The sequence below is a fragment of the Erythrobacter insulae genome (genome assembly GCF_007004095.1).
Taxonomy (GTDB): Bacteria; Pseudomonadota; Alphaproteobacteria; order Sphingomonadales; family Sphingomonadaceae; genus Erythrobacter; species Erythrobacter insulae.
Map to the genome: position 1 here is coordinate 2,644,921 of NZ_VHJK01000001.1, position 23,476 is coordinate 2,668,396.

At 55.0% G+C, this 23,476-nt stretch carries 23 protein-coding genes; 11 read left to right on the forward strand and 12 right to left on the reverse strand.

The genetic code is table 11. The features are described 5' to 3' along the window. Nucleotides 1-38: 38 nt before the first annotated feature. Together pdhA and FGU71_RS12405 are read left to right on the forward strand one after the other, a co-directional pair. Nucleotides 39-1,133, forward strand: a complete 1,095-nt coding sequence (gene pdhA / locus FGU71_RS12400) for a pyruvate dehydrogenase (acetyl-transferring) E1 component subunit alpha (protein WP_142788855.1) — start codon at nucleotides 39-41, stop codon at nucleotides 1,131-1,133. A 3-nt stretch (nucleotides 1,134-1,136) separates the two neighbouring features. Then, entirely contained in the window at nucleotides 1,137-2,507 is a 1,371-nt protein-coding gene (locus tag FGU71_RS12405) for a pyruvate dehydrogenase complex E1 component subunit beta (RefSeq protein ID WP_142788856.1), read from the forward strand. Between the two features lie 81 nt (nucleotides 2,508-2,588). Here FGU71_RS12405 and FGU71_RS12410 read toward each other — a convergent pair whose 3' ends face one another. Genes FGU71_RS12410 through FGU71_RS12420 form a run of 3 tightly spaced genes read right to left on the reverse strand, consistent with a single transcriptional unit; the run spans nucleotide 2,589 to nucleotide 4,773 of the window. After that, nucleotides 2,589-3,041 (reverse strand): TadE/TadG family type IV pilus assembly protein, encoded by a 453-nt coding sequence (locus FGU71_RS12410; RefSeq protein WP_142788857.1) that lies wholly within the window; start codon nucleotides 3,039-3,041, stop codon nucleotides 2,589-2,591. After that, a complete protein-coding gene (locus tag FGU71_RS12415) occupies nucleotides 3,038-3,490 on the reverse strand; it encodes a TadE/TadG family type IV pilus assembly protein (RefSeq protein ID WP_142788858.1) in 453 nt (150 codons plus the stop codon). The genes FGU71_RS12410 and FGU71_RS12415 overlap by 4 nt, the downstream gene beginning before the upstream one ends. A gap of 2 nt (nucleotides 3,491-3,492) precedes the next feature. Next, a complete protein-coding gene (locus tag FGU71_RS12420; protein ID WP_142788859.1) occupies nucleotides 3,493-4,773 on the reverse strand; it encodes a TadE/TadG family type IV pilus assembly protein in 1,281 nt (426 codons plus the stop codon). A 164-nt stretch (nucleotides 4,774-4,937) separates the two neighbouring features. Here FGU71_RS12420 and FGU71_RS12425 point away from each other — a divergent pair, with 164 nt between their 5' ends. Together FGU71_RS12425 and FGU71_RS12430 are read left to right on the forward strand one after the other, a co-directional pair. Beyond that, nucleotides 4,938-5,594 (forward strand): hypothetical protein, encoded by a 657-nt coding sequence (locus FGU71_RS12425; protein ID WP_142788860.1) that lies wholly within the window; start codon nucleotides 4,938-4,940, stop codon nucleotides 5,592-5,594. A 43-nt stretch (nucleotides 5,595-5,637) separates the two neighbouring features. Next, nucleotides 5,638-6,102 (forward strand): EF-hand domain-containing protein, encoded by a 465-nt coding sequence (locus FGU71_RS12430; protein WP_142788861.1) that lies wholly within the window; start codon nucleotides 5,638-5,640, stop codon nucleotides 6,100-6,102. On the opposite strand, the gene trmFO is transcribed toward FGU71_RS12430, so the two are convergent. Then, nucleotides 6,103-7,476: a methylenetetrahydrofolate--tRNA-(uracil(54)-C(5))-methyltransferase (FADH(2)-oxidizing) TrmFO gene (trmFO, locus tag FGU71_RS12435; protein WP_142788862.1), complete on the reverse strand. Its 1,374-nt coding sequence runs from the start codon at nucleotides 7,474-7,476 to the stop codon at nucleotides 6,103-6,105. A gap of 280 nt (nucleotides 7,477-7,756) precedes the next feature. Between trmFO and FGU71_RS12440 the strand changes: the two genes are divergently transcribed. Continuing rightward, nucleotides 7,757-8,407: a lysoplasmalogenase family protein gene (locus tag FGU71_RS12440; RefSeq protein WP_142788863.1), complete on the forward strand. Its 651-nt coding sequence runs from the start codon at nucleotides 7,757-7,759 to the stop codon at nucleotides 8,405-8,407. A 5-nt stretch (nucleotides 8,408-8,412) separates the two neighbouring features. Here FGU71_RS12440 and FGU71_RS12445 read toward each other — a convergent pair whose 3' ends face one another. Both FGU71_RS12445 and gyrA read right to left on the reverse strand, forming a co-directional pair. Further along, a complete protein-coding gene (locus tag FGU71_RS12445) occupies nucleotides 8,413-9,255 on the reverse strand; it encodes a TauD/TfdA dioxygenase family protein (RefSeq protein ID WP_199799174.1) in 843 nt (280 codons plus the stop codon). A gap of 64 nt (nucleotides 9,256-9,319) precedes the next feature. Beyond that, on the reverse strand, nucleotides 9,320-12,121 hold the full coding sequence (gene gyrA, locus FGU71_RS12450; protein WP_142788865.1) for a DNA gyrase subunit A: 2,802 nt from the start codon (nucleotides 12,119-12,121) through the stop codon (nucleotides 9,320-9,322). A 323-nt stretch (nucleotides 12,122-12,444) separates the two neighbouring features. Here gyrA and FGU71_RS12455 point away from each other — a divergent pair, with 323 nt between their 5' ends. Next, entirely contained in the window at nucleotides 12,445-13,788 is a 1,344-nt protein-coding gene (locus FGU71_RS12455) for a tetratricopeptide repeat protein (RefSeq protein WP_142788866.1), read from the forward strand. Between the two features lie 81 nt (nucleotides 13,789-13,869). Here the strand turns inward: FGU71_RS12455 and FGU71_RS12460 are convergent, their stop codons facing one another. From FGU71_RS12460 to FGU71_RS12475, 4 genes are read right to left on the reverse strand one after another with little or no spacing between them, the layout of a single operon-like run. Then, nucleotides 13,870-14,589 carry an NYN domain-containing protein gene (locus FGU71_RS12460; protein WP_142788867.1) on the reverse strand — a complete coding sequence of 240 codons (720 nt, stop codon included), beginning with the start codon at nucleotides 14,587-14,589 and terminating at the stop codon, nucleotides 13,870-13,872. Nucleotides 14,590-14,627: 38 nt separating this feature from the next. Next, nucleotides 14,628-15,269, reverse strand: a complete 642-nt coding sequence (locus FGU71_RS12465; protein ID WP_142788868.1) for a carbonic anhydrase — start codon at nucleotides 15,267-15,269, stop codon at nucleotides 14,628-14,630. Between the two features lie 38 nt (nucleotides 15,270-15,307). Further along, a complete protein-coding gene (locus FGU71_RS12470) occupies nucleotides 15,308-15,616 on the reverse strand; it encodes a P-II family nitrogen regulator (RefSeq protein ID WP_142788869.1) in 309 nt (102 codons plus the stop codon). After that, nucleotides 15,613-16,602 carry a sodium-dependent bicarbonate transport family permease gene (locus FGU71_RS12475; RefSeq protein ID WP_142788870.1) on the reverse strand — a complete coding sequence of 330 codons (990 nt, stop codon included), beginning with the start codon at nucleotides 16,600-16,602 and terminating at the stop codon, nucleotides 15,613-15,615. The genes FGU71_RS12470 and FGU71_RS12475 overlap by 4 nt, the downstream gene beginning before the upstream one ends. Before the next feature lie 130 nt (nucleotides 16,603-16,732). On the opposite strand from FGU71_RS12475, the gene lipA reads away from it, so the two are divergent. Both lipA and FGU71_RS12485 read left to right on the forward strand, forming a co-directional pair. Then, nucleotides 16,733-17,701, forward strand: coding sequence for a lipoyl synthase (lipA, locus tag FGU71_RS12480; RefSeq protein ID WP_142788871.1), 969 nt, complete (start codon nucleotides 16,733-16,735; stop codon nucleotides 17,699-17,701). Next, nucleotides 17,701-18,162, forward strand: coding sequence for a type II toxin-antitoxin system RatA family toxin (locus FGU71_RS12485; RefSeq protein ID WP_142788872.1), 462 nt, complete (start codon nucleotides 17,701-17,703; stop codon nucleotides 18,160-18,162). The genes lipA and FGU71_RS12485 overlap by 1 nt, the downstream gene beginning before the upstream one ends. On the opposite strand, the gene FGU71_RS12490 is transcribed toward FGU71_RS12485, so the two are convergent. Beyond that, nucleotides 18,123-18,635, reverse strand: coding sequence for a CinA family protein (locus tag FGU71_RS12490; RefSeq protein ID WP_142788873.1), 513 nt, complete (start codon nucleotides 18,633-18,635; stop codon nucleotides 18,123-18,125). The two genes, FGU71_RS12485 and FGU71_RS12490, sit on opposite strands and share 40 nt — an antisense overlap. 11 nt (nucleotides 18,636-18,646) lie before the next feature. Then, nucleotides 18,647-19,807 carry a bifunctional 2-C-methyl-D-erythritol 4-phosphate cytidylyltransferase/2-C-methyl-D-erythritol 2,4-cyclodiphosphate synthase gene (locus FGU71_RS12495; RefSeq protein ID WP_142788874.1) on the reverse strand — a complete coding sequence of 387 codons (1,161 nt, stop codon included), beginning with the start codon at nucleotides 19,805-19,807 and terminating at the stop codon, nucleotides 18,647-18,649. Between the two features lie 78 nt (nucleotides 19,808-19,885). On the opposite strand from FGU71_RS12495, the gene dusB reads away from it, so the two are divergent. From dusB to ntrC, 3 genes are read left to right on the forward strand one after another with little or no spacing between them, the layout of a single operon-like run. Further along, on the forward strand, nucleotides 19,886-20,902 hold the full coding sequence (gene dusB, locus FGU71_RS12500) for a tRNA dihydrouridine synthase DusB (protein WP_142788875.1): 1,017 nt from the start codon (nucleotides 19,886-19,888) through the stop codon (nucleotides 20,900-20,902). Further along, nucleotides 20,899-21,993 (forward strand): two-component system sensor histidine kinase NtrB, encoded by a 1,095-nt coding sequence (locus FGU71_RS12505; protein ID WP_142788876.1) that lies wholly within the window; start codon nucleotides 20,899-20,901, stop codon nucleotides 21,991-21,993. Before dusB ends, FGU71_RS12505 begins: the two co-directional genes overlap by 4 nt. Beyond that, entirely contained in the window at nucleotides 21,993-23,435 is a 1,443-nt protein-coding gene (gene ntrC / locus FGU71_RS12510; RefSeq protein ID WP_142788877.1) for a nitrogen regulation protein NR(I), read from the forward strand. Before FGU71_RS12505 ends, ntrC begins: the two co-directional genes overlap by 1 nt. Nucleotides 23,436-23,476: the final 41 nt, after the last annotated feature.

Consider the following 23,476-nt stretch of genomic DNA (forward strand, 5'->3'; position numbering starts at 1 on the left):
CCCAGGACCCGCGTCGGCAACAATAAGGAAATTTGACCTTGGCAAAAAAGCCCGCCGCTCAAAAGGCGCCAGCAAAGAAAGCCGCCCCTGCGGCAGCGCCGAACGAAGATCCAGATTTCGCGCTCCATTCTCTCCAAGCAGAATTTGACGCAGCGAAGCGGTTCCACGCCAGCGACGACCAGATGATGGAATTCTATCGTCAGATGCTTTTAATCCGGCGGTTTGAGGAAAAGGCCGGCCAGCTTTACGGCCTCGGTCTGATCGGTGGATTCTGCCACCTCTATATCGGCCAGGAAGCCGTCGCGATCGGCCTGCAAAGCGCGTTGAACGGTGACAAGGACAGCGTGATCACGGGTTACCGCGATCATGGACACATGCTTGCATACGGGATTGATCCCAAAGTGATCATGGCTGAGCTGACTGGCCGGGAAGCTGGCATTTCCAAAGGCAAGGGCGGCTCGATGCACATGTTCAGCACCGAGCACAAATTCTATGGTGGTCACGGCATTGTTGGCGCTCAGGTTGCTCTTGGCGGGGGCCTCGCGCTGGCACATCAATACAATGACGATGGCGGTTTGTGCCTTGCATATTTTGGCGATGGCGCCGCCAACCAAGGCCAGGTGTACGAAACCTTCAACATGGCCGCGCTGTGGAATCTTCCCATCGTGTTCGTCGTTGAAGACAACCAATACGCAATGGGCACCGCCTCGAAACGGTCATCCGCTGAAACGCGATTCCACCGCCGCGGCACGGCATTCCGCATTCCCGGAATGGATGTGAACGGGATGGACGTGCTGGAAGTGCGCGCCGCAGCCGAGGTCGCCTTTAAACATGTTCGCGATGGTAAAGGCCCTGTATTGATGGAACTCAACACCTATCGTTATCGCGGCCACTCCATGTCTGATCCGGCCAAATACCGGACCCGTGACGAGGTGCAGGATCAGCGCGACAATCATGATCCGATTGAACGTTTGAAAAAGACTCTGATCGAGTCCGGCAAAAGCGAGGACGATCTGAAATCAATCGATAAAGAGATTCGCAAGATCGTAGCAGAAGCCGCTGATTTCGCAGAAAATTCACCTGAGCCTGCGGCTGGTGAACTCTACACCGATGTTTTGGTGGAGGAGTATTGAACCATGGCAATTGACCTCAAGATGCCGGCCTTGTCCCCGACAATGGAGCAAGGAACGCTTGCGCGCTGGCTAAAGCAAGAAGGCGATACGATTGAGCCCGGTGATATCATCGCCGAGATTGAGACAGACAAAGCGACCATGGAATTTGAAGCCATTGATGATGGCGTTCTGACAAAAATCCTGATCGCGGAAGGCACAGAAGACGTTGCCGTTGGTACGGTCATCGCTCAGCTCGAAGGCGAGGGCGACAGTGACAGTGAAGGCGAGGGTGCTGCCCCTTCTGCGGCTTCATCCGAACCTGCTCCGGAACCCGCCCCGGCACCGGCTCCTGCGCCGGAAAAAACTTCAGCTCAGCCTAAATCGGACCCCGATATTCCCGAGGGAACGAGCTTTACAAGCACCACTGTGCGCGAAGCACTGCGTGATGGGATGGCCGAAGAAATGCGGAAAGACCCGCGTGTCTTTGTGATGGGCGAAGAAGTCGCCGAATACCAAGGCGCCTATAAGGTTACTCAGGGTCTGCTTGATGAATTCGGGCCGAAACGCGTCATCGACACGCCGATTACCGAATATGGTTTTGCCGGCGTCGGGACGGGCGCGGCGATGGGCGGTCTGCGCCCAATCGTGGAATTCATGACTTTCAACTTTGCGATGCAGGCGATTGACCACGTCATCAACTCGGCCGCCAAGACGAATTATATGTCTGGCGGTCAGATGCGTTGTCCTATCGTATTTCGCGGTCCGAACGGTGCGGCGAGCCGCGTTGGCGCTCAGCACAGTCAGAACTATGGCCCGTGGTATGCCAGCGTTCCTGGTCTGATCGTCATCGCGCCCTATGATAGCGCCGACGCCAAAGGCCTGATGAAGGCTGCAATTCAAACCGAAGACCCGGTTGTTTTCCTCGAAAATGAACTGGTTTACGGGAAAAGCTTCGACGTTCCCGATCTGGATGATCACGTCTTGCCGATTGGGAAGGCCCGGATCATGCGTGAAGGTTCCGATGTAACGATCGTCTCCTATTCGATCGGCGTCGGCTTTGCGCTCGAGGCGGCTGAAAAGCTGGCGGAAGAAGGTATCGACGCCGAGGTCATCGATCTGCGCACGCTAAGGCCGCTGGATAAAGGCGCAGTTTTGGCCAGCCTTGCCAAGACCAACCGGTTGGTTATCGCTGAAGAGGGCTGGCCGACATGCTCCATCGCGAGTGAGATTATTTCGATCTGCATGGAGGAAGGGTTTGATGACCTTGATGCGCCGGTCTTGCGTGTTTGCAACGAAGACGTGCCGCTTCCTTATGCGGCCAATCTTGAAAAGCTGGCTTTGATTGACACTCCGCGCATTGTCGAGGCCGTCAAGAAAGTCTGCTACGCGGGCTGATACAAAGAACTTTGCAAATACAAAGGGCCGCGCTGGCAATTTACCAGCGCGGCCCTTTGTACGTCTAAAGCTATGGCTGGGTTAGGTGACGACCCAAACCGGACGCGAATAGGTAATGGTTGCACCGGGCATATCAATCGGCAGAAAGTCGCTTGTCACATAACTCAGAGTGAGGTCGATTTCTATCGCTCCGTTAACGCGGCTTGTGCCGCTGCGGTCAACTGTGATGCGGAGGCGATCCGAATCCAACAGATACGGTGCATTGACCGCTTCACCCAGCAACACTGTCCTGATCTGTTCGTCCGAAAGAGTGTTCTCTTTCTGATACTCCACCATAACGTAGCGGGCGCCATCAGATGCAAGCGACTGCACAGCGTTATAGTTTTGAAGGTAAACGCCCACCTGAAGCACACCAAGCAGCATGACAAAGAACATCGGCGCTAGCAGCGCGAATTCAACGACAGCGCCGCCTTTGGTGTCTTTTGCAATCGCTCGTAGCGAAGGACGCCTGATTTTGCGGATGGTTTTGATCATGAGATTTGCACCGATCGGTCGACTGAGAAGTTTATTGCCTTGCCCACACCAAATGCCGTCCAAGTCGGCGTGTAAGAATCGGTCATCGAAACCGTGATATATTCGGATATGACGGCACCACCGGCGCAGTTGCCTTTATCCTTCACTTTGCCGTTTGCCTGGTTGCAGCGATATTCCCGGTCAACTGTAATTTTGTCGGCGGACAAACCAACGGAATCGCGAAGGATTGTCTCAACTTCAGAGATTTCCACTGTGGCGCCAACGTTTGTTGCCATGATGATGATCTCGGCTTCGTTCGCGGCAGATTGCAATTCATGCTGACGGGCAACAATCGTCCCGACCTCGAACGTGCCCAGTGTCATGATGATCAACATCGGGGCGACAAAGGCTGTTTCGATTGCCATTGATCCGCGGATATCCGCGATAAAAGATTGGATGCGGCGTTTCATGATCACGCCACCAACCGGACTTTTGAGGAAGAACTGCCAACCTCTGTCGCCTCATCAACGGGGCACAAAGTTTCAAGAAATGCGCCGCCGCGAACGTCGATTGTATAAGCAGAGATCTGCAAACACTGCGCCGCAACATCAGCGGTACCATTAATCCGCATATCGCCATCAGGCAGATAGATCAGACCTTCAATTGTCGAATCCTGGTTGCCGTTGAAAATGTGAGTTTGCGAAGCATTGTTGTCGCGGTGCTCGAAAACCAACATATCGGAATAGTCATCGGCCTGCGCAGCATAGGGCGTGCCAGCAAAATCCGCAGCATCCATTGGCGAAAGGTTCAGTTTGTTCCCACTGCCTGATCCGCCCAGCTTGATGTGGGCTCCGTTTTTCAGGACGAACATGACACCGTTTCCGGTGACATCGTAATTGCCTGTAAGGTCGAGTACGCCGCCATCGATTACGTAAATGCCGCTTGAAAGAACGGTCGTGCATTGGACCGAGATAGATGAATACGTGCCGGGCTGAAGCGAAGCCTGCTTATTATTGCCTTTACCGCTACAAGCATAAGATCGATTAGTGGGGTTATCCGGTGGGACAAGGTCTTTATAGGCATCAAACAGACCCTGAACGCCTTCGGTTGCGACGTCCTCGTTATTCACCGCATCGATTGTACCGCAAGCAGCAATCGAATCCGTAACAAGTGTCGATGATCCATCAACCACAACCGCATTGTCATCGCACGAAAGCGCGGCAAGGCCGCACCGGGCATCAACCGTCGAGTCACCACCGATAGAAGTTCCGGTTCCATCATCACGAAGAGAGATCAGGCATGCATTGAATTGACCGCCAGCAGCGAAGCTCGCCTGAGCCGTTGCCCGAATAGTTGCGGCCGATCCGTTTGTTAGGAAACTGCTAAAAGGCAGGACCTTTGTCGCTGTTGAAGTGACGACGACACTGTTTTGATTTCCGCCGGCATAATCAGCAAGGGTAATCGAAGGCGTGGTATCAAAACCATCGACCTTGGAAAGGTTCGCATCATATTCCTGCTTTGCACGATTGGCATAAGTGCTCTCGGCATCGGGGTTGGACCGAGCGAACGCCCCGGCATACGCGGCCTGATCTACCGCGTGCTGCAGTTCGCGTTTCCACATATACCACTGCGCGGTGTCGACAGCGAAACCAGCACCGCCGATAAGCACGGGCAAACCCGTTGCAACGATCATTAACGCGTTGCCGCTTCGGTTCTTGCGAAGCCGTGCCAGAAAATTGTGGAACTTACCCATGCGAAACCTCATATTTTTAAAGCAAATCGAATTGCACCGAATGCTAATAGCCCAGCTGTGGTATTCGATCTGTTGAACCTTATGGTTAACAACTGGTTATCAGTGTAAATCGCTGTAACGCGTTGGCCGCATCCGCTTTGCATGGACAAGGGAAGGGGGGCGCTTTGCCCGATCACGCTGACTCACCTGATTACGATCAGACTTTTCCGCCAGAATTGGAGCTCGCGCTGGCACACACAGCGGCCCCGCTACGCGCGAGGCTCGCCGCAGTTTTCGCTTTGGATCAACGGCTGGGCCGGATCGTGTCGGCAACGACTGAGCCGATGCTGGGCCAGATGCGTCTTGCATGGTGGCGGGATATGTTGGGAACGGATGCTTCCGACCGGCCAAAAGGTGACGCCGTTCTCGATACGATTGGCGCAAACTGGGCAGATGAAGAAACTCCGCTGATACAGCTAGTTGATGCTTGGGAGCTGTTTGTGGTTGCCGAGAAACTGACAGCAGAGCGATTGGTCACCTTTGCCGAAGGCCGTAGCGCGCCGCTGAACCATATTGCACCAATGGAAACGGGCGATAGCTCGGCCGGATTGGCATGGGCGTTGGCTGATGCCGCTGCCCGTATATCTGACGAGGGCGAACGAGCTGTCCTAATTGAAACCGGTTTGAGGCTGGCGAGAGCCAAGAATTCTAGGCCGCGACACCTAAAAGGGATTGGTGTTCTTGATGCTCTTGCGATCCGTGCCCTAACACGGGGAGGTCGCCCTCTAATGGAAGGTCGCGGCGCATCTTTAACGGCGCTGCGTGCCGCTTTATTTGGTTGAGGAATCCGTGTAGCCGTAAAAAATTGATTTTGCGGAGGTGTATGTGCGCCAAACAATACTCGGACTGTTTGCCGGATTATTGCTTGCCGGAGTGGGCGTGTTTTGGTGGGAAGGGCGTGCGCAGGTTGAAATAAACGCACCTCCCCCGCCGGAATTGGAAGAGGTAACGCCGCAGCTTGACGAGTTACCCCTTACCGATCCCGGCGATATGGAAGGCCCAGCGCCGCCTGAAGCAAGCGAGCTGACGCGCGAAGAAAAACGCTTTTTTCGGTATGATCGTAATCGCGACCGTAGGATCACTCGCAACGAGATGCTCTCAAGCCGTTCTGACGCGTTTCGCAAGCTCGACGTGGATGGCAACAATTTGCTCACGTTCGAGGAATGGGCTGTCACCACTGCCAATCGATTTGATGCAATGGACGCCGATACGAATGCAGAGCTAACCCCGGCCGAATTCGCGGCGAGCAAACCCAAGCGCCCCGTCAAACGTCCGCGCTGCAACTGTTGATCAGGCGGGAACAGCGATCTCGTTCGATTCAGAGAGCCAGGCTTTAAGGTCGTTTTTCGCCCTCGAGGTATAGGCCTCTTTGCGCTGTTTCTTCTTCACCTCATGCAACGGCGGGAACAACCCGAAATTCACGTTCATCGGCTGGAAAGTGGCTGCATCGGCATCGCCGGTAATGTGGCTCAACAAAGCGCCGAGCGCAGTCGATGCGGGAAGGGGGCGCCAATCACGCCCAGCAATTTCAGCCGCCGTCATCATGCCGGCGACCAAACCGATTGCCGAGCTTTCAACATAGCCCTCGCAGCCTGTCACCTGCCCGGCAAAACGAATGTGCGGCGCCGCTTTCAAACGCAATTGACGATCAAGCACCTGCGGCGAGTTAAGGAACGTGTTGCGATGCAGGCCGCCTAGCCGCGCAAATTCCGCATTTTCAAGGCCGGGAATAGTGCGAAACAATTCAACCTGCGCGCCATATTTCATCTTTGTCTGAAACCCGACCATGTTCCACAGCGTGCCCAGCTTGTTGTCTTGGCGCAGTTGCACAACGGCGTAAGGCCAGCGGCCCTGCGGAAAATCCTCATTTGTGTCGAACGGGTTGTCGAGGCCGACGCCTTTCATCGGCCCGTAACGCAGAGTTTCAACACCGCGTTCAGCCATCACTTCGATTGGCATGCATCCATCGAAATAGGGCGTGTCTTTTTCCCATTCCTTGAACTCGGTCTTTTCGCCATCGACCAGCCCCTGATGAAATGCCAGATACTGTTCTTTAGTCATGGGGCAATTGATATAATCGCCGTCCTCGTTCGAGGCCTCTGTCCGCTTGTTCCAGCGCGACTGAATCCAGCATTTCGACATATCGATGCTATCGTGGTGAATGATCGGGGCAATCGCATCAAAGAATGCCAGTCGATCTTCGCCTGTCGCGCCGACAATGCTCTGGGCGAGCGATTGCGCGGTTAGCGGCCCTGTCGCCACAATCGTCATTCCCGCTTCAGGAAGAGTATCGATACGCTCGCGAACAATAGTGATATTGGGATGGCCGGTAAGAGCTTTATCGACCTCTGCGCTGAACACATCGCGGTCTACCGCCATGGCGCTGCCCGCAGGTACGCGGGCGACTTCGCCAGCGCGCATCACGATGGAATCGAGCTCGCGCATTTCATGGTGGAGCAATCCGACGGCATTTTTGGTATCATCGTCTGAGCGGAAGCTGTTTGAACATACCAATTCGGCCAGCCCGTCGGTCTGATGCGCGGGCGTCATCTCTCCGCTTCCGCGCATTTCTGAAAGGCGCACTTTGATGCCGCGCTGCGCCAGTTGCCAAGCTGCCTCCGAACCGGCCAGCCCGCCGCCGATAATGTGTACATCATAAGTCATAAGACGCCGCACTTAAGCGCTGCGACGCTCTTCATCAACTCGCGTTTGGCCCAACATCATACGCATGGCGAAAAAAGGTCAGATAGGCCGGCTCACTTTTAACGCAGAAGAGATGATTGGCCCAAGGTCTTACGACATGGTTTCATCAGCAACGCCCCCTGGCCGATTTGCGCTCTCGAACGGTGGTGATAGAGGTCTGGCATTGTTGGGCGTTTCAGCCGTTAGCATGCGCCGCTCCGGCCTTGAGACATGAACGTTCAGCCTCGCTTGTGGAGATAGAATGCCAAAAACTGCACTGATCGAGCATCGGCCATGGCTCCTAGCGAGCGTGATCGCCGCCTGTGCCTACTACTTTTTGTGGAACAATCCGATTGGCGAACTTTATCTGATCATATTGAAAGGTGCCGGAGTTGGATTGCTGGCCGTTTATGCTTTTCGCCGAACGAGCGGCATAGACGGGGCGATCCTAGTTGTTGCACTGGCACTTTCCGCAGCGGCTGACATGGTCTTGGTGCTGGACATGAGGGCCGGCGGGGCATTGTTCGCGGCGTCACATCTGGCAGCGATACTTTTGTACCTGCGCAATCGCCGGGAAACCACGAGCGCAAGCCAGAAAATGCTGGCTATCGTTCTGCTGATCGGCGCGCCTGCGATCTCTTACCTCGTCAGCCAAGATCCCTTAATCGCAATCTATGCTGTGACATTAGGGGCGATGGCGGCGGCGGCATGGATAAGCCGCTTTCCGCGTTACCGCGTTGGCATTGGCGCGGTTTTATTCGTGGTGAGCGATTGGCTGATTTTCAGCGAACTTGGCCCAATCGACCTTTCACCACTGCCTAGCATTTTGATTTGGCCGCTATATTTCGCTGGCCAATTGATGATTGCGACAGGTGTGGTGCAAACGCTGCGCGGAGAGCGCCCGACCAAATAGCGCGATCACTCTGATGGGGCCGCAATGGTGGTCCGGTGCAATTCGCGTCTGTGCCCTTCATATCCGCCGGTGGCTTTGTGCAAGAGGCTGCGATTGTCCCACATTACGAACATTCCGACTTCCCATTTGTGGCGATACACAAATGCGTCCTGCGATTGCCATTGAGCGAGATCCGCCAACAGCGCGAGCGCTTCGGGCTGATCCATGCCTTCGATACCGATAATATACCCCAGTGTGGAAAAAATCGCCTCCTCGCCCGTCTCTGGATGGGTGGTAACGAGCGGATGCAGGCGGGTTTCGTTTGCACTTTCGTTCGGTCGGATAGCCATGGATCGACCATTCGCCTGATCCTGATCCCCGTACGAGCCATCGGGCGCGTAGGCCAATTTCGCGCTGTGTATGGCGGTCAATGAACGCAAATATTGCTTCCGCTTGTCTGGCAGTGCGGCGAATGCTGCCACTTGATCGGCGAATAGCGTGTCGCCTCCAACCGGAGGTATTTCAATAGACAGCAGGCACGTGCCCGCAGGTGGCAGATCCAGAAAGCTCCAGTCGCTGTGCCAGTTCTCCGCGAAAAGGGGCGATATTTCATCCGCTTCGCGCAAAATTGCAGCAATGTGCTCTTGCCCTTCAATCGGATCAAAGAAGGGGTCGTCTCCGAACCCGCCCATCGCCATGGTCACCCGTTCAAGATCGCCAGCGTCCATCTTTTGATCAGGAATTGCGACGACTTTATGCTCCAGCCAAGCCGCGCGTAATTGCGCGATTAACGCGGGAGACAGATCCTTGGATAGGTCAACGCCGGATATCCGCGCACCGCATGATGCACCTGACGGTTCAATCTTCATTGCCAGCCACTCCTTAGCTTATGCCAAAAGACATAACGCTCTAGGAGCGGCTGGCAATGCGTAGTTATTCAGCCGTTTCGCCGTCGCCGTCGCTGCCGGTGTCAGTTTCACCGGCTAGCTCCGGTGCAGCGGCACTGGCAGTGCCGCTTTCCAATTCTGCAGCAACGGCCTCTTCGGCTTCGTTTTCCGGTTCTTCGGTTTCATCGATCTTAACGGCGCTGACGATTGTCTCGTTCTTGCCGACCGTGAACAGGCGAACCCCGGCAGAGTTGCGTCCGATCACACGGAGGCTTTCCAAGCCGATACGGATCAGTTTCGCCTGATCAGTTACCAGCATCAATTGCTGACCTTTCTCAACATTGAAACTTGCCACGACAGGTCCGTTGCGGGCGATATTGTCGATATTGATCAAACCCTGGCCCCCGCGCCCAATCCGGCGATATTCATAGGCGCTGGACACTTTACCATACCCGTTAGCGCAGACAGTCAGAATGAACTGCTCTTTGTCTTTGAGCATCTCATACCGTTCTTCGGTTAGGTCAGGCTTGCCTTCTTTTTCACCCTTCCATGGGGCGAATTTCAGATACTGTTCGCGCTCTTCAGGTGTGGTTCCGGTGGCTGTTAGTGTGGATAGCGAAACGACCTCGTCGCCTTCGGCGAGCTTCATCCCGCGCACGCCGGTCGATGTGCGCGAAGTGAATTCGCGAACATCTTCGGCGGAAAACCGGATCGCTTTCCCCATCCGTGTCGCGAGCAACGCATCATCGCCCGCGCTGACGAGCCTGACGCCGATCAGATGATCTTCGCTCTCCTCGTCAAACTTCATGGCAAACTTTCCGTTCGAAGGAATGTTTGTGAAGGCATCCATACTGTTGCGCCGCACGTTGCCCTTTGCTGTCGCAAATACCACCGATAGCGCGCCCCATTCCGTTTCATCTTCGGGAAGGGGAAGGACCGTTTTAATCGTCTCACCGTCATCCAAGGCTGGCAGCATGTTGATGATCGGCCGGCCTCGCGTGGTGGGGCCACCTTCGGGCAATTTCCAGACTTTCAAACGGTATACTTTACCCGCAGTCGAAAAGAACAGCACAGGTGTGTGCGTTGATGTGACGAACATCTCCGCGATGGCGTCTTCATCCTTGGTGGACATGCCCGCACGGCCTTTGCCGCCGCGGTTCTGGGCCCGGAATGTCGAAAGCGGTGTGCGTTTGATGTATCCGTCGAGCGTCACGGTCACGACCATCTCGTCGCGCTCGATCAGGTCTTCATCTTCAAGACCATCCCATGCAGGCGCGATCTCGGAAACACGCGGCGTCGCATACGTCGCTTTGATCTCTTCAAGCTCTTCGCGCATGACGCCGTACAGCTTCACCCGATCGCCCAAAATCGAAAGCAATTCCTCGATCTGGATCGAAAGCTCTTTCAGCTCATCCCCGATTTCATCACGGCCAAGCGCGGTGAGACGATGCAGACGCAGCTCAAGAATGGCTTTAACCTGCCGCTCGGACAGGCGGTATGTGCCGTCTTCTTGATCCGCGCTTGGTTCAATCGCTTCGACCAGACGGATATACTGGGCGATGTCACCAATCGGCCATTCCTTGGCCAGCAATTTTCCGCGCGCTTCGGCGGGATTGGATGCGCCCCGGATCATCGCCACCACTTCATCGAGGTTCGAAACTGCGACAACCAGACCAAGCAAAAGGTGCGCCCGTTCGCGCGCTTTGTTTAGCTCGAATTTCGTGCGGCGAGTGATCACTTCTTCGCGGAATGCGATAAAGCTTTGAATGATGTCGCGCAGGGTGAGTGTTTCGGGACGGCCACTGCGGATCGCCAGCATGTTCGCCGGGAAACTCGATTGCGCCGGTGTGTAGCGCCACATCTGGTTCAAAACGACTTCCGGTGAAGCATCACGCTTTAGATCGACGACCACCCGGACGCCTTCGCGAGAGCTCTCGTCACGGATATCAGAGATACCCTCAATCCGCTTTTCCTTTGCCGCATCGGCGATTTTCTCGACCAGACCGGATTTACCGACCTGATAGGGAATTGACGTCAGAATAATCGATTGGCGATCGCCGCGTTTGGTTTCAATCTCATGGCGGCACCGCATCAGGATCGATCCGCGGCCTGTGGTATAGGCCGATTTTGCGCCGCTTGACCCAAGGATCAATGGTGCGGTCGGAAAATCCGGTCCCGGAATAATTTCGAACAATTGCTCGGTCGTGATGGTCGGGTCTTCGATAAATGCCAGACAACCATCAATCACTTCGCCAAGATTATGGGGCGGGACATTCGTCGCCATACCCACGGCAATGCCGCCGGCTCCGTTCACCAAAAGGTTTGGAAAACGGGCAGGCAGAACTGTCGGTTCCTGCGTGCTGCCGTCATAATTGTCTGCGAAATTGACGGTGTCTTTATCCAGATCATCAAGCAGCGTGTTCGCAACGCGGGCAAGGCGCGCTTCGGTGTAACGCATAGATGCAGGCGGATCGGGGTCCATCGACCCAAAGTTACCCTGACCATCGATCAAGGGCACACGCATCGACCAATCTTGCGTCATCCGGGCCAGCGCATCGTAAATCGCGGAATCGCCGTGTGGGTGATAATTACCCATCACATCGCCAACGATCTTTGCACTTTTACGATATGGCCTTCCGGCGACAAAGCCGCCTTCCTGGCTGGCGTACAAAATCCGGCGGTGAACCGGTTTCAATCCGTCACGAACATCGGGAAGGGCGCGCGACACAATTACGCTCATCGCGTAATCGAGATAGCTCGTCTTCATCTCATCGACGATGTCGATGCGTTCATAGTCCCCCATGGGGCTGGGGACGGTGGGTTCGATAGTTTCGTTATCGTCGCTCAAAATGCGGGCCGTTTCTGGTTATTTTGTTTGTGTAACCAATGTAGGGTTTGCGGCATCAAACCGCCATGGACGATCAGGAACATAAGGGGCTCAAAGGGCGCTTTTTCCACACTTGCTGCGCTTTTATCGCCGAGTGCGGGAACTGACATGATTTTACAACGTCGCTAGATCAGACACATTTCTATTCAAAGGCCGTTCAGCCCACTTCATCTACTTAGAATTGCAAATCTGACAGCCTGCGTTCAAACGCGGGTGTAGAAAGTTATCAAAACGCGCCAACCCAAAACGAAGCGCGATGTCCAACACCTCAGGAGGTAATCCGAATGCAGCTTTTCACTATGCGTAAACGCGCGTCAAACCTTGCGCTTGCTGTTGCACTGGCAACAGGTTCGGCCGTTGTCGCAACCGCCGTATTCCCCGCCGAGGCACATGCGCAGCGCAAGAAAAAGAAAAAAGACGCCGAACAGGCGCCAGATGGCGGCGGCTATTCCGAAACGTTTGTTGCCGTTTACCAGCCTCTGAACGCAAGCATCACCGCCGAAGGCGCAGATGTTTCAGCACTGCGTCCGCAGATCGATTCACTGGCCGGGCTTGCCAATACGCAAGATGAAAAAATTGTCGCGGGCGGTTTAGTCTACAACGCTGCGATCACACTCCAAGACCCCCTGATGCAACTTCAGGGCATGGAATTGATGCTTGCGAGTGGCAAAGTGCCAGCTGAACAGGTGGCCCGCTACAATTTCATCGCATACCAGCTGGCAAATGGAGCGCAGGACTACACCAAAGCGCGCACGTATCTTTTGCAGGCAATCGCTAACAATTTTCAGACCGAAGCAATTGACGCTGACGCGATGAAGGTCGCGGTGGCTCAGACCTATTTTGCGAGCAATGATTTCCGCGGAGGCCTGTCGTATCTCAAAGGTGAGATCGAAGCGCGTCAAGCTCAAGGTCAGGCCGTGGATGAAGAATGGTATCGTATCGGTCTGAGTGCGGCTTACAAAAACGAGATTGTCCCGGAAGTCTATGATTTCACCAATCTCTGGATCCGGGCATACCCATCAACGACCAATTGGCGCGATGCGGTTAACCTGACGCGTAATCTGAACACGTATGACGATAATCAGCTGCTCGATCTCCTGCGTCTTTCGAGAAAGGCAGGCGCCTTGAACGAGAAGAACGATTACATTCTCTATGTCGAATCCGCTGATCCGCGCCGCCTCCCCAAAGAGGTGAAGGATCTGATCGAGGATGCATATTCAAAAGACGCAATAAGCCGCGACGATATGTACATTGCTGATTCGTTGCAGACAGCTAACGGCCGCATTGCGAGCGACCGTTCGGATCTTCCTGCGCTGGAACGCGATGCGGCAGCCGGCAATGCTGGTTTGCGAACAGTGGTCGCTGCGGCGAACGCTTTTTACAGCTACGGCCAATATGACAAGGCCGCCCGGTTCTACAAAAAAGCAATCGGAATGCCGGGTGTGGATGCCGATGAGGCGCTGACTCGTCTGGGCATGGCCGAAGTGGGGATGGGCCAATACGGTTCTGCTCAGGAGACTTTGGCTCAAGTGAACGGTGTTCGCGCACCGATTGCAAAGCTTTGGCAGGCGTTTGCTGCCGAAAAGGCCGCGCCGATGGCACCTGCGGCACCTGCAACGGGGATGTAAAACCTCAAACTCTGAAATACCAAAAAAGGGCGCAGGGAGAAATCCTGGCGCCCTTTATTCTTTGTGGCCCTATCGGGTGATTTAATGCAGGCGCCTCACAAAAACTTGATTGCCGTCGCGCCGCTCAAGTTTGAAATTGTCTAGTGATGCGAAGAGATCAGAAAGGCTTTTGAAGCCGTAATTGCGAACGTCGAAGCTGGACCGGTTACCGGCGATCTGTCCGACTTGCTGCAATTTGGCCCAACCTTCATCATCGCGCTTTGCTTCACGATAGGCGGCTTGAATCAGCTCATCAAGGTCGCCGACATTCGCTTTTGTTCCCCTTCCAGATTCAGGTTTTGCCTCCCCATCCGATGTGCTCGCAATCAGCTCGTCGATATACAAAAAGCGCGTGCAAACAGCTTGAAATGCCGGAGGCGTTTTCTTCTCTCCAAAGCCATAAACAAGAATGCCATCCTGCCTCAGCCGCGTAACCAGCGGTGTAAAATCGCTGTCTGATGTCATGATACCAAAGCCATCGACTTTGCCTTGATACAGCAGATCAATCGCATCGATTGTCATGGCCATATCGGTTGCATTTTTGCCCTTGGAGACATCAAATTGTTGTTGTGGCCGAATGCCATAGGTGTTGGTTATCTTGTCCCACCGCGAAAGGTTGTCTTTCGCAAAATTGCCATAGGCACGCCGGATATTGACCTGACCCAGTTCGGCCATAACGGTCAGAACCGGATCGATCCCTTGCGGGGTGGTGTTGTCTGCATCAATGAGCAGGGCGATATTTTTGAGTTCGGTTTGTGACATCGCGGTCTAAATGGGCGCGCTATGCTCGCTCGACAAGTTCAATCTTCGGGAAGAAACTCGCCTGTCTCCTCATCAAGAGAATACAGAACGCCTTCTTTGATGGAGAAATGCGCGCCGCGCAGCTTGAGTGTACCCGATCGTTCTTTCTCGGCGACCCAGGAAAACGTCCGCAGATTGGCCAGGCTTTGTCGGATAGCGGCAAATTCCATCGCCAATTCGGCCTTGCGTCCTGTCGTCCCGTGTTTGCGCGCAACCGGTTCACGGGCTTCATCGAGCAGCTTGATCCATGCCGCGATAAAGCCGCCATCGCCGTGTTCAGAGCCGCTGTAGTTTTCAGTCAAGGCAGCCGCACAGCCTCCGCATCTGCCGTGTCCCATGACAAGGATTTGCTTCACTTCGAGCATCTGCACCGCGAATTCCACCGCAGCTGAAACGCCGTGATAACCAGGGGTTTTTTCAAACGGCGGAACCAGCGCAGCGACGTTGCGAACAACGAATATCTCGCCCGGATCGACATCGAAAATCTGGGCCGGGTCCACCCTGCTGTCACTGCAGCCGATAATCATCAGCTTTGGATGCTGACCTTCGACAACACTTTGTTCAAACCGTTCACGTTGTCGGGGGTACACACCCTCGCGAAAGCGGCGATATCCATTCAGCAGCTCGGCATATTCAGGCACTTTAAATTCCCTCCAGCGCGGGAGAGATCGACTGCGCTCTAGAACCGCTCTCCCCGGATCACCTGAACATCCCACATGCTCAAGATGAAGCCGTATCTGGTAAGCATGGGAGCAAGCGTTTCTGCAAGGGCATCCGCCTTGTCTTCCGCAGCTATTGTCAGGACAAAGACTTTATCTGTGCCCATCACGCGTTCTTCGCGCCATGCACCATCGCGGCCTTTTCCGCTGGTAACAGGAACAATTGTCCATCCGGTAATGCCGACGCGATCAATCGCATCGGTGACCCGTTTTTGCAGGGCTGTATCGGTGAGGATTTCAATCCGTTTGCGTGTGACAGTCTCAATCATGGCGCGATCCCTCCGTTTCCAGCCAGATAGGCCGCGAATGCGCTGATGATGCCAATATTTATAAGGACGTTAAAGGGGAAAGTGATACTGAGCGACATCGTCAGATAGATCCCCGGATCAGCCTCTGGCAGGGCGAGCCGCATTGCGGCCGGAACCGCAATATAACTTGCACTGGCGCACAGCACGCCAAGGGCCGCTGCCGATCCCGCATCCAGCCCGATTACATGACCAAGCAAGGTGCCGACTGCGCCATTCACCAGGGGTAAGAAGATGGCGATCGCCGTGAGCCGCCAGGTGATAGAGCGCGAATCCATAACCCTGCGGGCGGCAATCAAACCCATGTCGAGCAGGAAGAAACAAAGGACGCCTTTAAATCCGGCCTCGAAAAACGGGCTAACCGGTGCAAAGCTTTCTGGCCCGCCAATCATGCCAATGGCGAATGCTCCCAACAGCAAAACGATAGACGAATTGGTAAAGACTTCGTGGAACATTTCACCTGTGGTTTGGCCGCCTTCTGACGAACTGCCCAAGCCGCGCGCAAGCAGCAGACCCGATAGGATCGCGGGCGCTTCCATCGCGGCCATTACTGCGACCATATATCCGCCCGGCTCGCGCGCTTGTCCGGTCAAGATTTCTACGGCGGTTACGAATGTTACCACACTGATCGAGCCATAATGCGCTGCGACAGCACCGGAGTTGATGCGGTCCAGTTTCCCGAATGTCTTAAGCACTGCGTAAGCGAAAAAAGGGAGAAGAAAACCGGCAAGAAGACCAGCGCCCAGCGCCGATAGGACTGTCCCATCGATCCCGGATTTTGCGACGGCCACACCGCCTTTGATGCCGATGGCAGCCATTAGATAGAGTGACATCGCCTTGGCAATGGCTTCTGGAATGGCGAGGTCTGATCGGGCGAGGGCAGCCAACAGCCCCAGCACAAAGAAAAGCACTACCGGTGAGGTAAACGTCTGGATCGCTGTATCAAACATGATTGCTTTGCTTCGCACCCCTTTGTTGCATGAAAAGCAAAAGAGGTTGCAGCGATTTTGTTCCTGAACCTGTCATATATGATGCCTCCTACGCTTGCAGCGAACGCTACGGAAGCCTAAGTGAGCGCCCATGAACGATCTTGCGAACTCTCCAAAACCCAACGAAAACAGCGCCAAAGCCGAAGAGCGGCCCGCGCGGCAGCGTAAACCCGACTGGATTCGGGTTCGCGCGCCGGTCAGTAAAGGGTATCACGAGACGCGCAAGCTGATGCGTGAGCTCAATCTGAACACCGTTTGCGAAGAGGCCGCATGTCCGAATATCGGAGAGTGCTGGACCAAAAAGCACGCTACGGTGATGATCCTCGGCGATGTGTGCACCCGCGCCTGTGCGTTTTGTAATGTGAAAACAGGAATGCCGCGCGCGGTCGATCCGATGGAGCCGGAAAACACGGCAGTCGCTGCGGCGAAAATGGGTCTTGAGCACATTGTCATCACGAGCGTTGACCGGGATGATCTGCCCGATGGCGGGGCGGGGCAGTTTGTCAAAGTGATCGAAGCGCTGCGGCGTAACACTCCCAACACGACGATCGAAATTCTCACACCCGATTTCCGCGGAAAGATGCGGCCCGCAGTCGAAGCGATCTGCGAAGCAGGGCCAGATGTGTACAATCACAATCTTGAAACTGTCCCGCGCCTGTATCCAACAATCCGGCCCGGCGCGCGGTATTATGCGTCGCTGCGGCTTCTCGAAGAAGTGAAATCGCATAACCCGCTGATCTTTACGAAATCGGGAATTATGCTTGGCCTTGGCGAACAGCGGCTCGAAGTGCATCAGGTGATGGATGACATGCGCAGCGCCGAAGTCGATTTCATCACGATGGGACAATATCTTCAGCCGACACCGAAACATGCGGCGGTAGAAGAGTTCGTTACACCTAAGGCTTTCAACGCCTATGGTTCAATTGCGCGCGCCAAAGGCTTTCTTCAGGTTGCATCCAGCCCGCTGACCCGATCCAGCTATCACGCTGGAGATGACTTTGCGGTCATGAAGAAGGCGCGCGAGGATAAACTGCGCAAGCGCGATAAATTGAGCGTCTAGTGCCCGGTATTCGCGAGACCCGCAGGCTGCCTTACAGCGCGGAACAGATGTTCGATCTGGTCGCAGATGTTGCGCGCTATCGCGAATTTCTTCCCTGGGTGATTGCAACCCGTGTGCGGTCCAATTCGGAAACCGAAATGGTCGCCGACATGGTCGTAGGTTTCAAAAGCCTTCGGGAAAGCTTTACGTCGCGTGTTTCGAAAGAACGGCCGCGCGAAATTGCGGTCCATTATGTCGATGGGCCATTATCCGATCTTGATAATGTCTGGACGTTCCGGTCAACCGGGGAAACAACGTGTGAGATCGATTTTCTGGTCGATTTCAAATTCAAGAACAGAATGTTTGAAAAGATCGCCGGCCAGTATTTTGACCGCGCCTTCCGCAAAATGGTCGAGGCGTTCGAGAAGCGCGCTGAAGATCTTTACGGCAGCAGCAATTCAAGCGCGCAAATCGTCGCCTGATGCCGGATCGAAGCGCGAACGCTATCGCCTTCGCCTCCATCGAAATGTTTGAGTTCACCCTCGGGCTCACCATCCTGATTGCGATAGGCACGGGCAAAGACGACGGTGCCAACCGGCTTTAATTGTGTGCCGCCACCTGGCCCAGCGACGCCGCTGATTGCGACAGCAACATCGGCATTCGAATTTTTGATAGCGCCTGTCGCCATAGCCCAGACACAGGCAATTGAAACTGCACCGAATGTCTCGATAATGTCCCGCGAAACACTCAGAGATTCCATCTTGGCTTCGTTGGAATACGTCACAAATCCCCGGTCCAGAACGGCGGAAGACCCGGCGATTTCGGTGATCGCCGCAGCAACCAAGCCTCCTGTGCAGCTTTCCGCCAACGCAACTTTGCGCCCCAATGCGGTGTTTTCCGCAACCACGCGGGCGGCAAGGGCTTCGATATCGGCGGGCAACAATGCGGTAGTCATAAAGTGTTCCTTCAAGCCGCTGTGACCAGGCCAACAATGGCCTGAGCGGCAATGCCTTCTTCGCGTCCGGTAAAGCCGAGCCGCTCCGTCGTGGTCGCTTTGATGCTCACAGCATCCTCGGAAAGGCCTGTTATGATGGCAACCTGGCTTCGCATGGCAGGGCGGTGAGGCCCGATCTTGGGCGCTTCGCAAATCAGGGTAAGATCGACATTGCCGATCGTATATCCAGCATTCGCCGCCAATTTGACGGCATGTTCCAGAAACTGCGCAGACCGGGCGCCTGCCCATTCGGGATCGCTCGGCGGAAAGTGCGTACCGATATCTCCAGCGCCGATCGCGCCAAGAACCGCGTCGGTAATCGCATGAAGTGCGACATCGGCATCGGAATGTCCGGCCAGACCTTTGTGATGGTCCAACTTGATACCGCACAGCCAAAGCTCCTCGCCTTCGGCTAAACGATGGACATCATAACCCTGACCGACACGGAATTGTGGACCTGTCATTGTGTCTTCGAAATCCTCTGCGAATGTAATCTTTTTGAGGCGTTCATCACCTTGGACCAGAGCAACTGATCCTCCGCTGGCGGCAAGGACTTGCGCATCGTCGCCTGCTGTGGGCGGCCCCTTCCAATTGCGATGGGCCAGCATGATATCATCAAACCAGAACGCCTGCGGGGTTTGGACCCGGCGCAAAGTGTCCCGGTCGGGGCTGCTTCCCATCATGTCATCTTTTGCGAATACAACACTATCCACAATCGGCAGAACGGGGATCGCGCCAACGGCCTCGGCTTCCAGCGCTGACAGCAATCGTTCGATTACCGCAGGGGGCAAATCAGGCCGTGCGGCATCGTGGATGAGCACGCGCGATTGCAACCCGTTGGTAAGAGATTTCAAAGCATTGCTGACCGATTGTTGGCGGGTCTTGCCGCCCACAACAAAGGTGACGCCCGTTAACCCGGCGAGGGCTTCCTCAGCAATCGCCTGTGTGCCTTGTGCAATCGCAACAACAACTTCATTTGCCCCTAGTGCGATAAGCGTTTCGACCGAATGCCGGACAAGGGGCTTTCCGCGCCACTGCCTGAACTGTTTGGGCTTATCACCGCCAACCCGCAGGCCTTTGCCCGCTGCGACAACTATGGCCTCAAAAGGGGGGAGTGATGGTAATGCATTCATTGCGGCACCGCGCTTAGGGTCTGGACGGAATTTGCGCAATGGACTATGCGCTGCCCAAATTTTAGGCAATGGACCCTTATGACAACGCTTCCTGTTCCCCCGCCGATCAAGCCAATCCAGATCGGTCCAGTCGAGATCGCGCAACCGGTCGTGCTCGCGCCGATGACCGGCGTCACTGATATGCCGTTTCGTACGCTTGTTCGCCGGTATGGGTCCGGCCTGAATGTGACAGAAATGGTCGCGAGCGAAGCCGCAATCCGCGAAACACGGCAATCGCTTCAGAAAACCGAGTGGGATCAGATCGAAGAACCCGTCTCCATGCAGCTTGTGGGGTGCGATCCAGAGAGCATGGGAGAGGCCGCCAAACTTCAAGAGGGCAATGGCGCAGCGATTATCGACATCAATTTTGGATGTCCGGTTCGCAAGGTTGTTGGCCAGTTGGCCGGCAGCGCTTTGATGCGCGAAGTGCCGCTAGCGACCAAGCTTATGGAAGCTACAGTCAAAGCGGTTGATGTGCCGGTGACAGTAAAGATGCGCATGGGATGGGACCATGCCAGCCTGAACGCACCGGAAATGGCCCGAATTGCCGAAGACCTCGGCGTAAAAATGATCACGGTTCACGGCCGCACGCGCAACCAGATGTATAAAGGGAGCGCAGACTGGTCCTTTATCCGCAAGGTAAAAGACGCCGTGTCCATTCCAGTTATCGTGAACGGTGATATTTGCACAATCGACGATGCGTCGAAGGCGTTGGAGCAATCGGGCGCAGACGGTTTGATGATCGGCAGAGGCGCGTATGGCAAGCCGTGGCTTTTAGGTAAGATCATGCATTGGTGGCGCACGGGCGAAAGCATTCCGACACCCGACTTTGATGAACAATATAGCGTTCTGGTGGAGCATTATCACCGGATGCTTGATCATTATGGCCGCGACGTCGGCACCAAAATCGCCCGCAAACATCTCGGCTGGTACACCAAAGGTATGCACGGCTCTGCGGAGTTTCGGAACAAGGCAAATTTCATCGATGATCCCGATGAAGTGCTGGGCGAGATCGAGCGGTTTTACGAACCGTTCTTGCACCGCCGGGCCGCATGACCGTGAATTCTGGCGAGGTCGTAGACAAGCCCAGCGCAGAGGCGCAAATCGGTGGTCTGATATTCGCCATGCTGCTGATCGATGGTGAAAGCTGTATCGCAGAAGCCAACCATGCGGCGGAAAGCCTGCTCGGCAAAAGCGCCGCTCGTCTGCTCGGCAAACCGATAACCGATGTTTTGGGTGATCTGGATCAGCGGATTAAAGACCGTTTTGCGTTATCCGATTCTGCTTTGGTCGCCCGTGATATCCGCGTGCTCGCGAGTGAAGCGGAAGCGCGCGTCAATCTCACAGTGTCTCCGCTTTCCAATCATTCTGGATGGCGTGTCGTGACTTTGTCCGAGATATCGCATGAGGAAAATGCTCGCGAGGCCGATGGAATGGCGACCTTGGGTGCGCCCTCGATCCTTGCGCATGAAATCAAGAACCCTCTTTCGGCCATTCGCGGGGCGGCTCAGCTGGTCGCGCGAAAATTACCGCATCAGGACAAAAAGCTGGCAAGAATGATCATGGATGAAGTGGACCGGATCGCCCGGCTCATTGATCGCATGCAACAATTGGGCAGCACAAAAACTGAACCCGCCACGCCTTGCAACCCTCACGAAGCAATTCGAGCGGCCATCGCCACCGTCCGTGCCGGGGACCAGACCAATATAATTATCTGCGAGGAATTCGATCCCTCGCTTCCCCCCGTGATGGCCAATCGCGATGCTCTGGAGCAGATACTTATCAATCTTATATCGAACGCGCGCGATGCCGCTTCCAAATCTGAAGATGCGCCTACGGTGACAGTGCAAACTCGGTTTGTCAGCGGTTTTGCGTTTCGGGCGATCCGCGTCGGGCGTTCTGTTCGATTGCCGATCGAAATCAAAGTAACGGACAATGGCGGGGGTGTTGATGCCGCAATGCGAGATCACGTCTTTGAACCTTTCGTCTCATCCAAAAAATCGGGACAGGGATTAGGTCTCGCGCTGGTTAGAAAGTTGGTTCGCGATATGAACGGAAGCATCAGCCACGAACGCGACGTTAAGAAAGGCCTCACCCATTTCCGATTGCATTTGCCATTGAGCACAGATGTCGGGAGCGCCAATTGATGGCAGGAACCAACGCCAATAGGGTTTTGCTGGTCGAAGACGATCAGGCCATCGCCATCGTGATGATCGCCGCGCTAGAAGAAGAAGGCTTTGCAATCGAACATTGCGCTTCCATGGCAGAGCGCGACCGCTGGCTGTCGCGGCAGACATTCGACGTTATGGTGACCGATGTCATGCTGGAAGACGGTGACGGACTTGATAGCCTCGAAGCTGTCAGAGAAATTGCGCCCAAGATGCCAGTCATCGTTCTTTCAGCGCAAAACACTCTCGATACAGCTGTCCGCGCCAGCGACAGTGATGCGTTTGAATATTTTCCCAAGCCATTCGATCTGGATGAAGTGGTTCAGGCAGTGCAGCAGGCCTGCGGCGCACGGCAGCTGGCTTCTGGCATCGCCGCAGATGATCTGCCCGAAGACGATGGCATGCCCATGGTCGGACGCAGTCAGGCAATGCAGGGTGTGTACCGCATGATCACGCGGGTTCTGCGTAATGATCTGACCGTTCTTGTGACCGGCGAAAGCGGGACGGGTAAAGAACTGGTCGCGGAGGCGATCCATCAACTTGGCAGTCGCCGTTCAGGTCCGTTTATCGCGGTGAACACCGCCGCTATTCCTGCGGATCTGATCGAAAGCGAACTGTTCGGGCATGAAAAGGGCGCGTTTACCGGAGCGATCGCGCAGGCGATTGGTAAATTTGAGCAAGCCAATGGAGGAACGCTTTTCCTCGATGAAATCGGCGACATGCCAGCAGAAGCTCAGACCCGACTGCTGAGAGCGTTGCAATCAGGCCGGATCCGCCGCGTTGGCGGGCGTCAGGAAATAGCGGTCGATGTTCGTATTGTTGCCGCGACCAATAGGAATTTGGTACCTATGATAGCGACAGGGGCCTTCCGCGAGGACCTGTATTACCGTCTGAATGTGGTTCCGATTCATTTGCCACCATTACGGGAGCGGCGCGAAGATATTGATGTGCTTTCCCAGCATTTTCTGGCGCAGGCGGCTGATGATGGCTTACCCAGACGCCGGTTTACTCCTGATGCCATGCACGCTTTGGAAAGCAGAAATTGGCGCGGCAATGTTCGCGAATTGCGAAATGTGATCTACCGACTGGCCCTGATGGCGCGGGATGACATTATTGATGCAACGAACCTGGAGGATATCCTTGGCGACGAAGCGCTTGCTCCGGGAACCACAGCTGAAAACGTGGATAGCGGCATCAGTCAGGCGCTGAACCAATGGCTGCATGATGAACATCCCGCCAGCGGAACTGTTTATGCTCAGGCTCTGGCGGCTTTCGAAAAACCATTGATCGAACACGCATTGGGCGAAACCAGCGGTAATCAACTGCGCGCGGCAAAGCTGCTCGGTATCAATCGCAACACCTTACGCAAGAGAATTGGCGAATTGGGCATTCAACCTGATCGCTTCGCAAGACCGGTCTAGCGCAGGGTTAAGGGCTTGCGATCACTTTCCTCTTGCAAAGA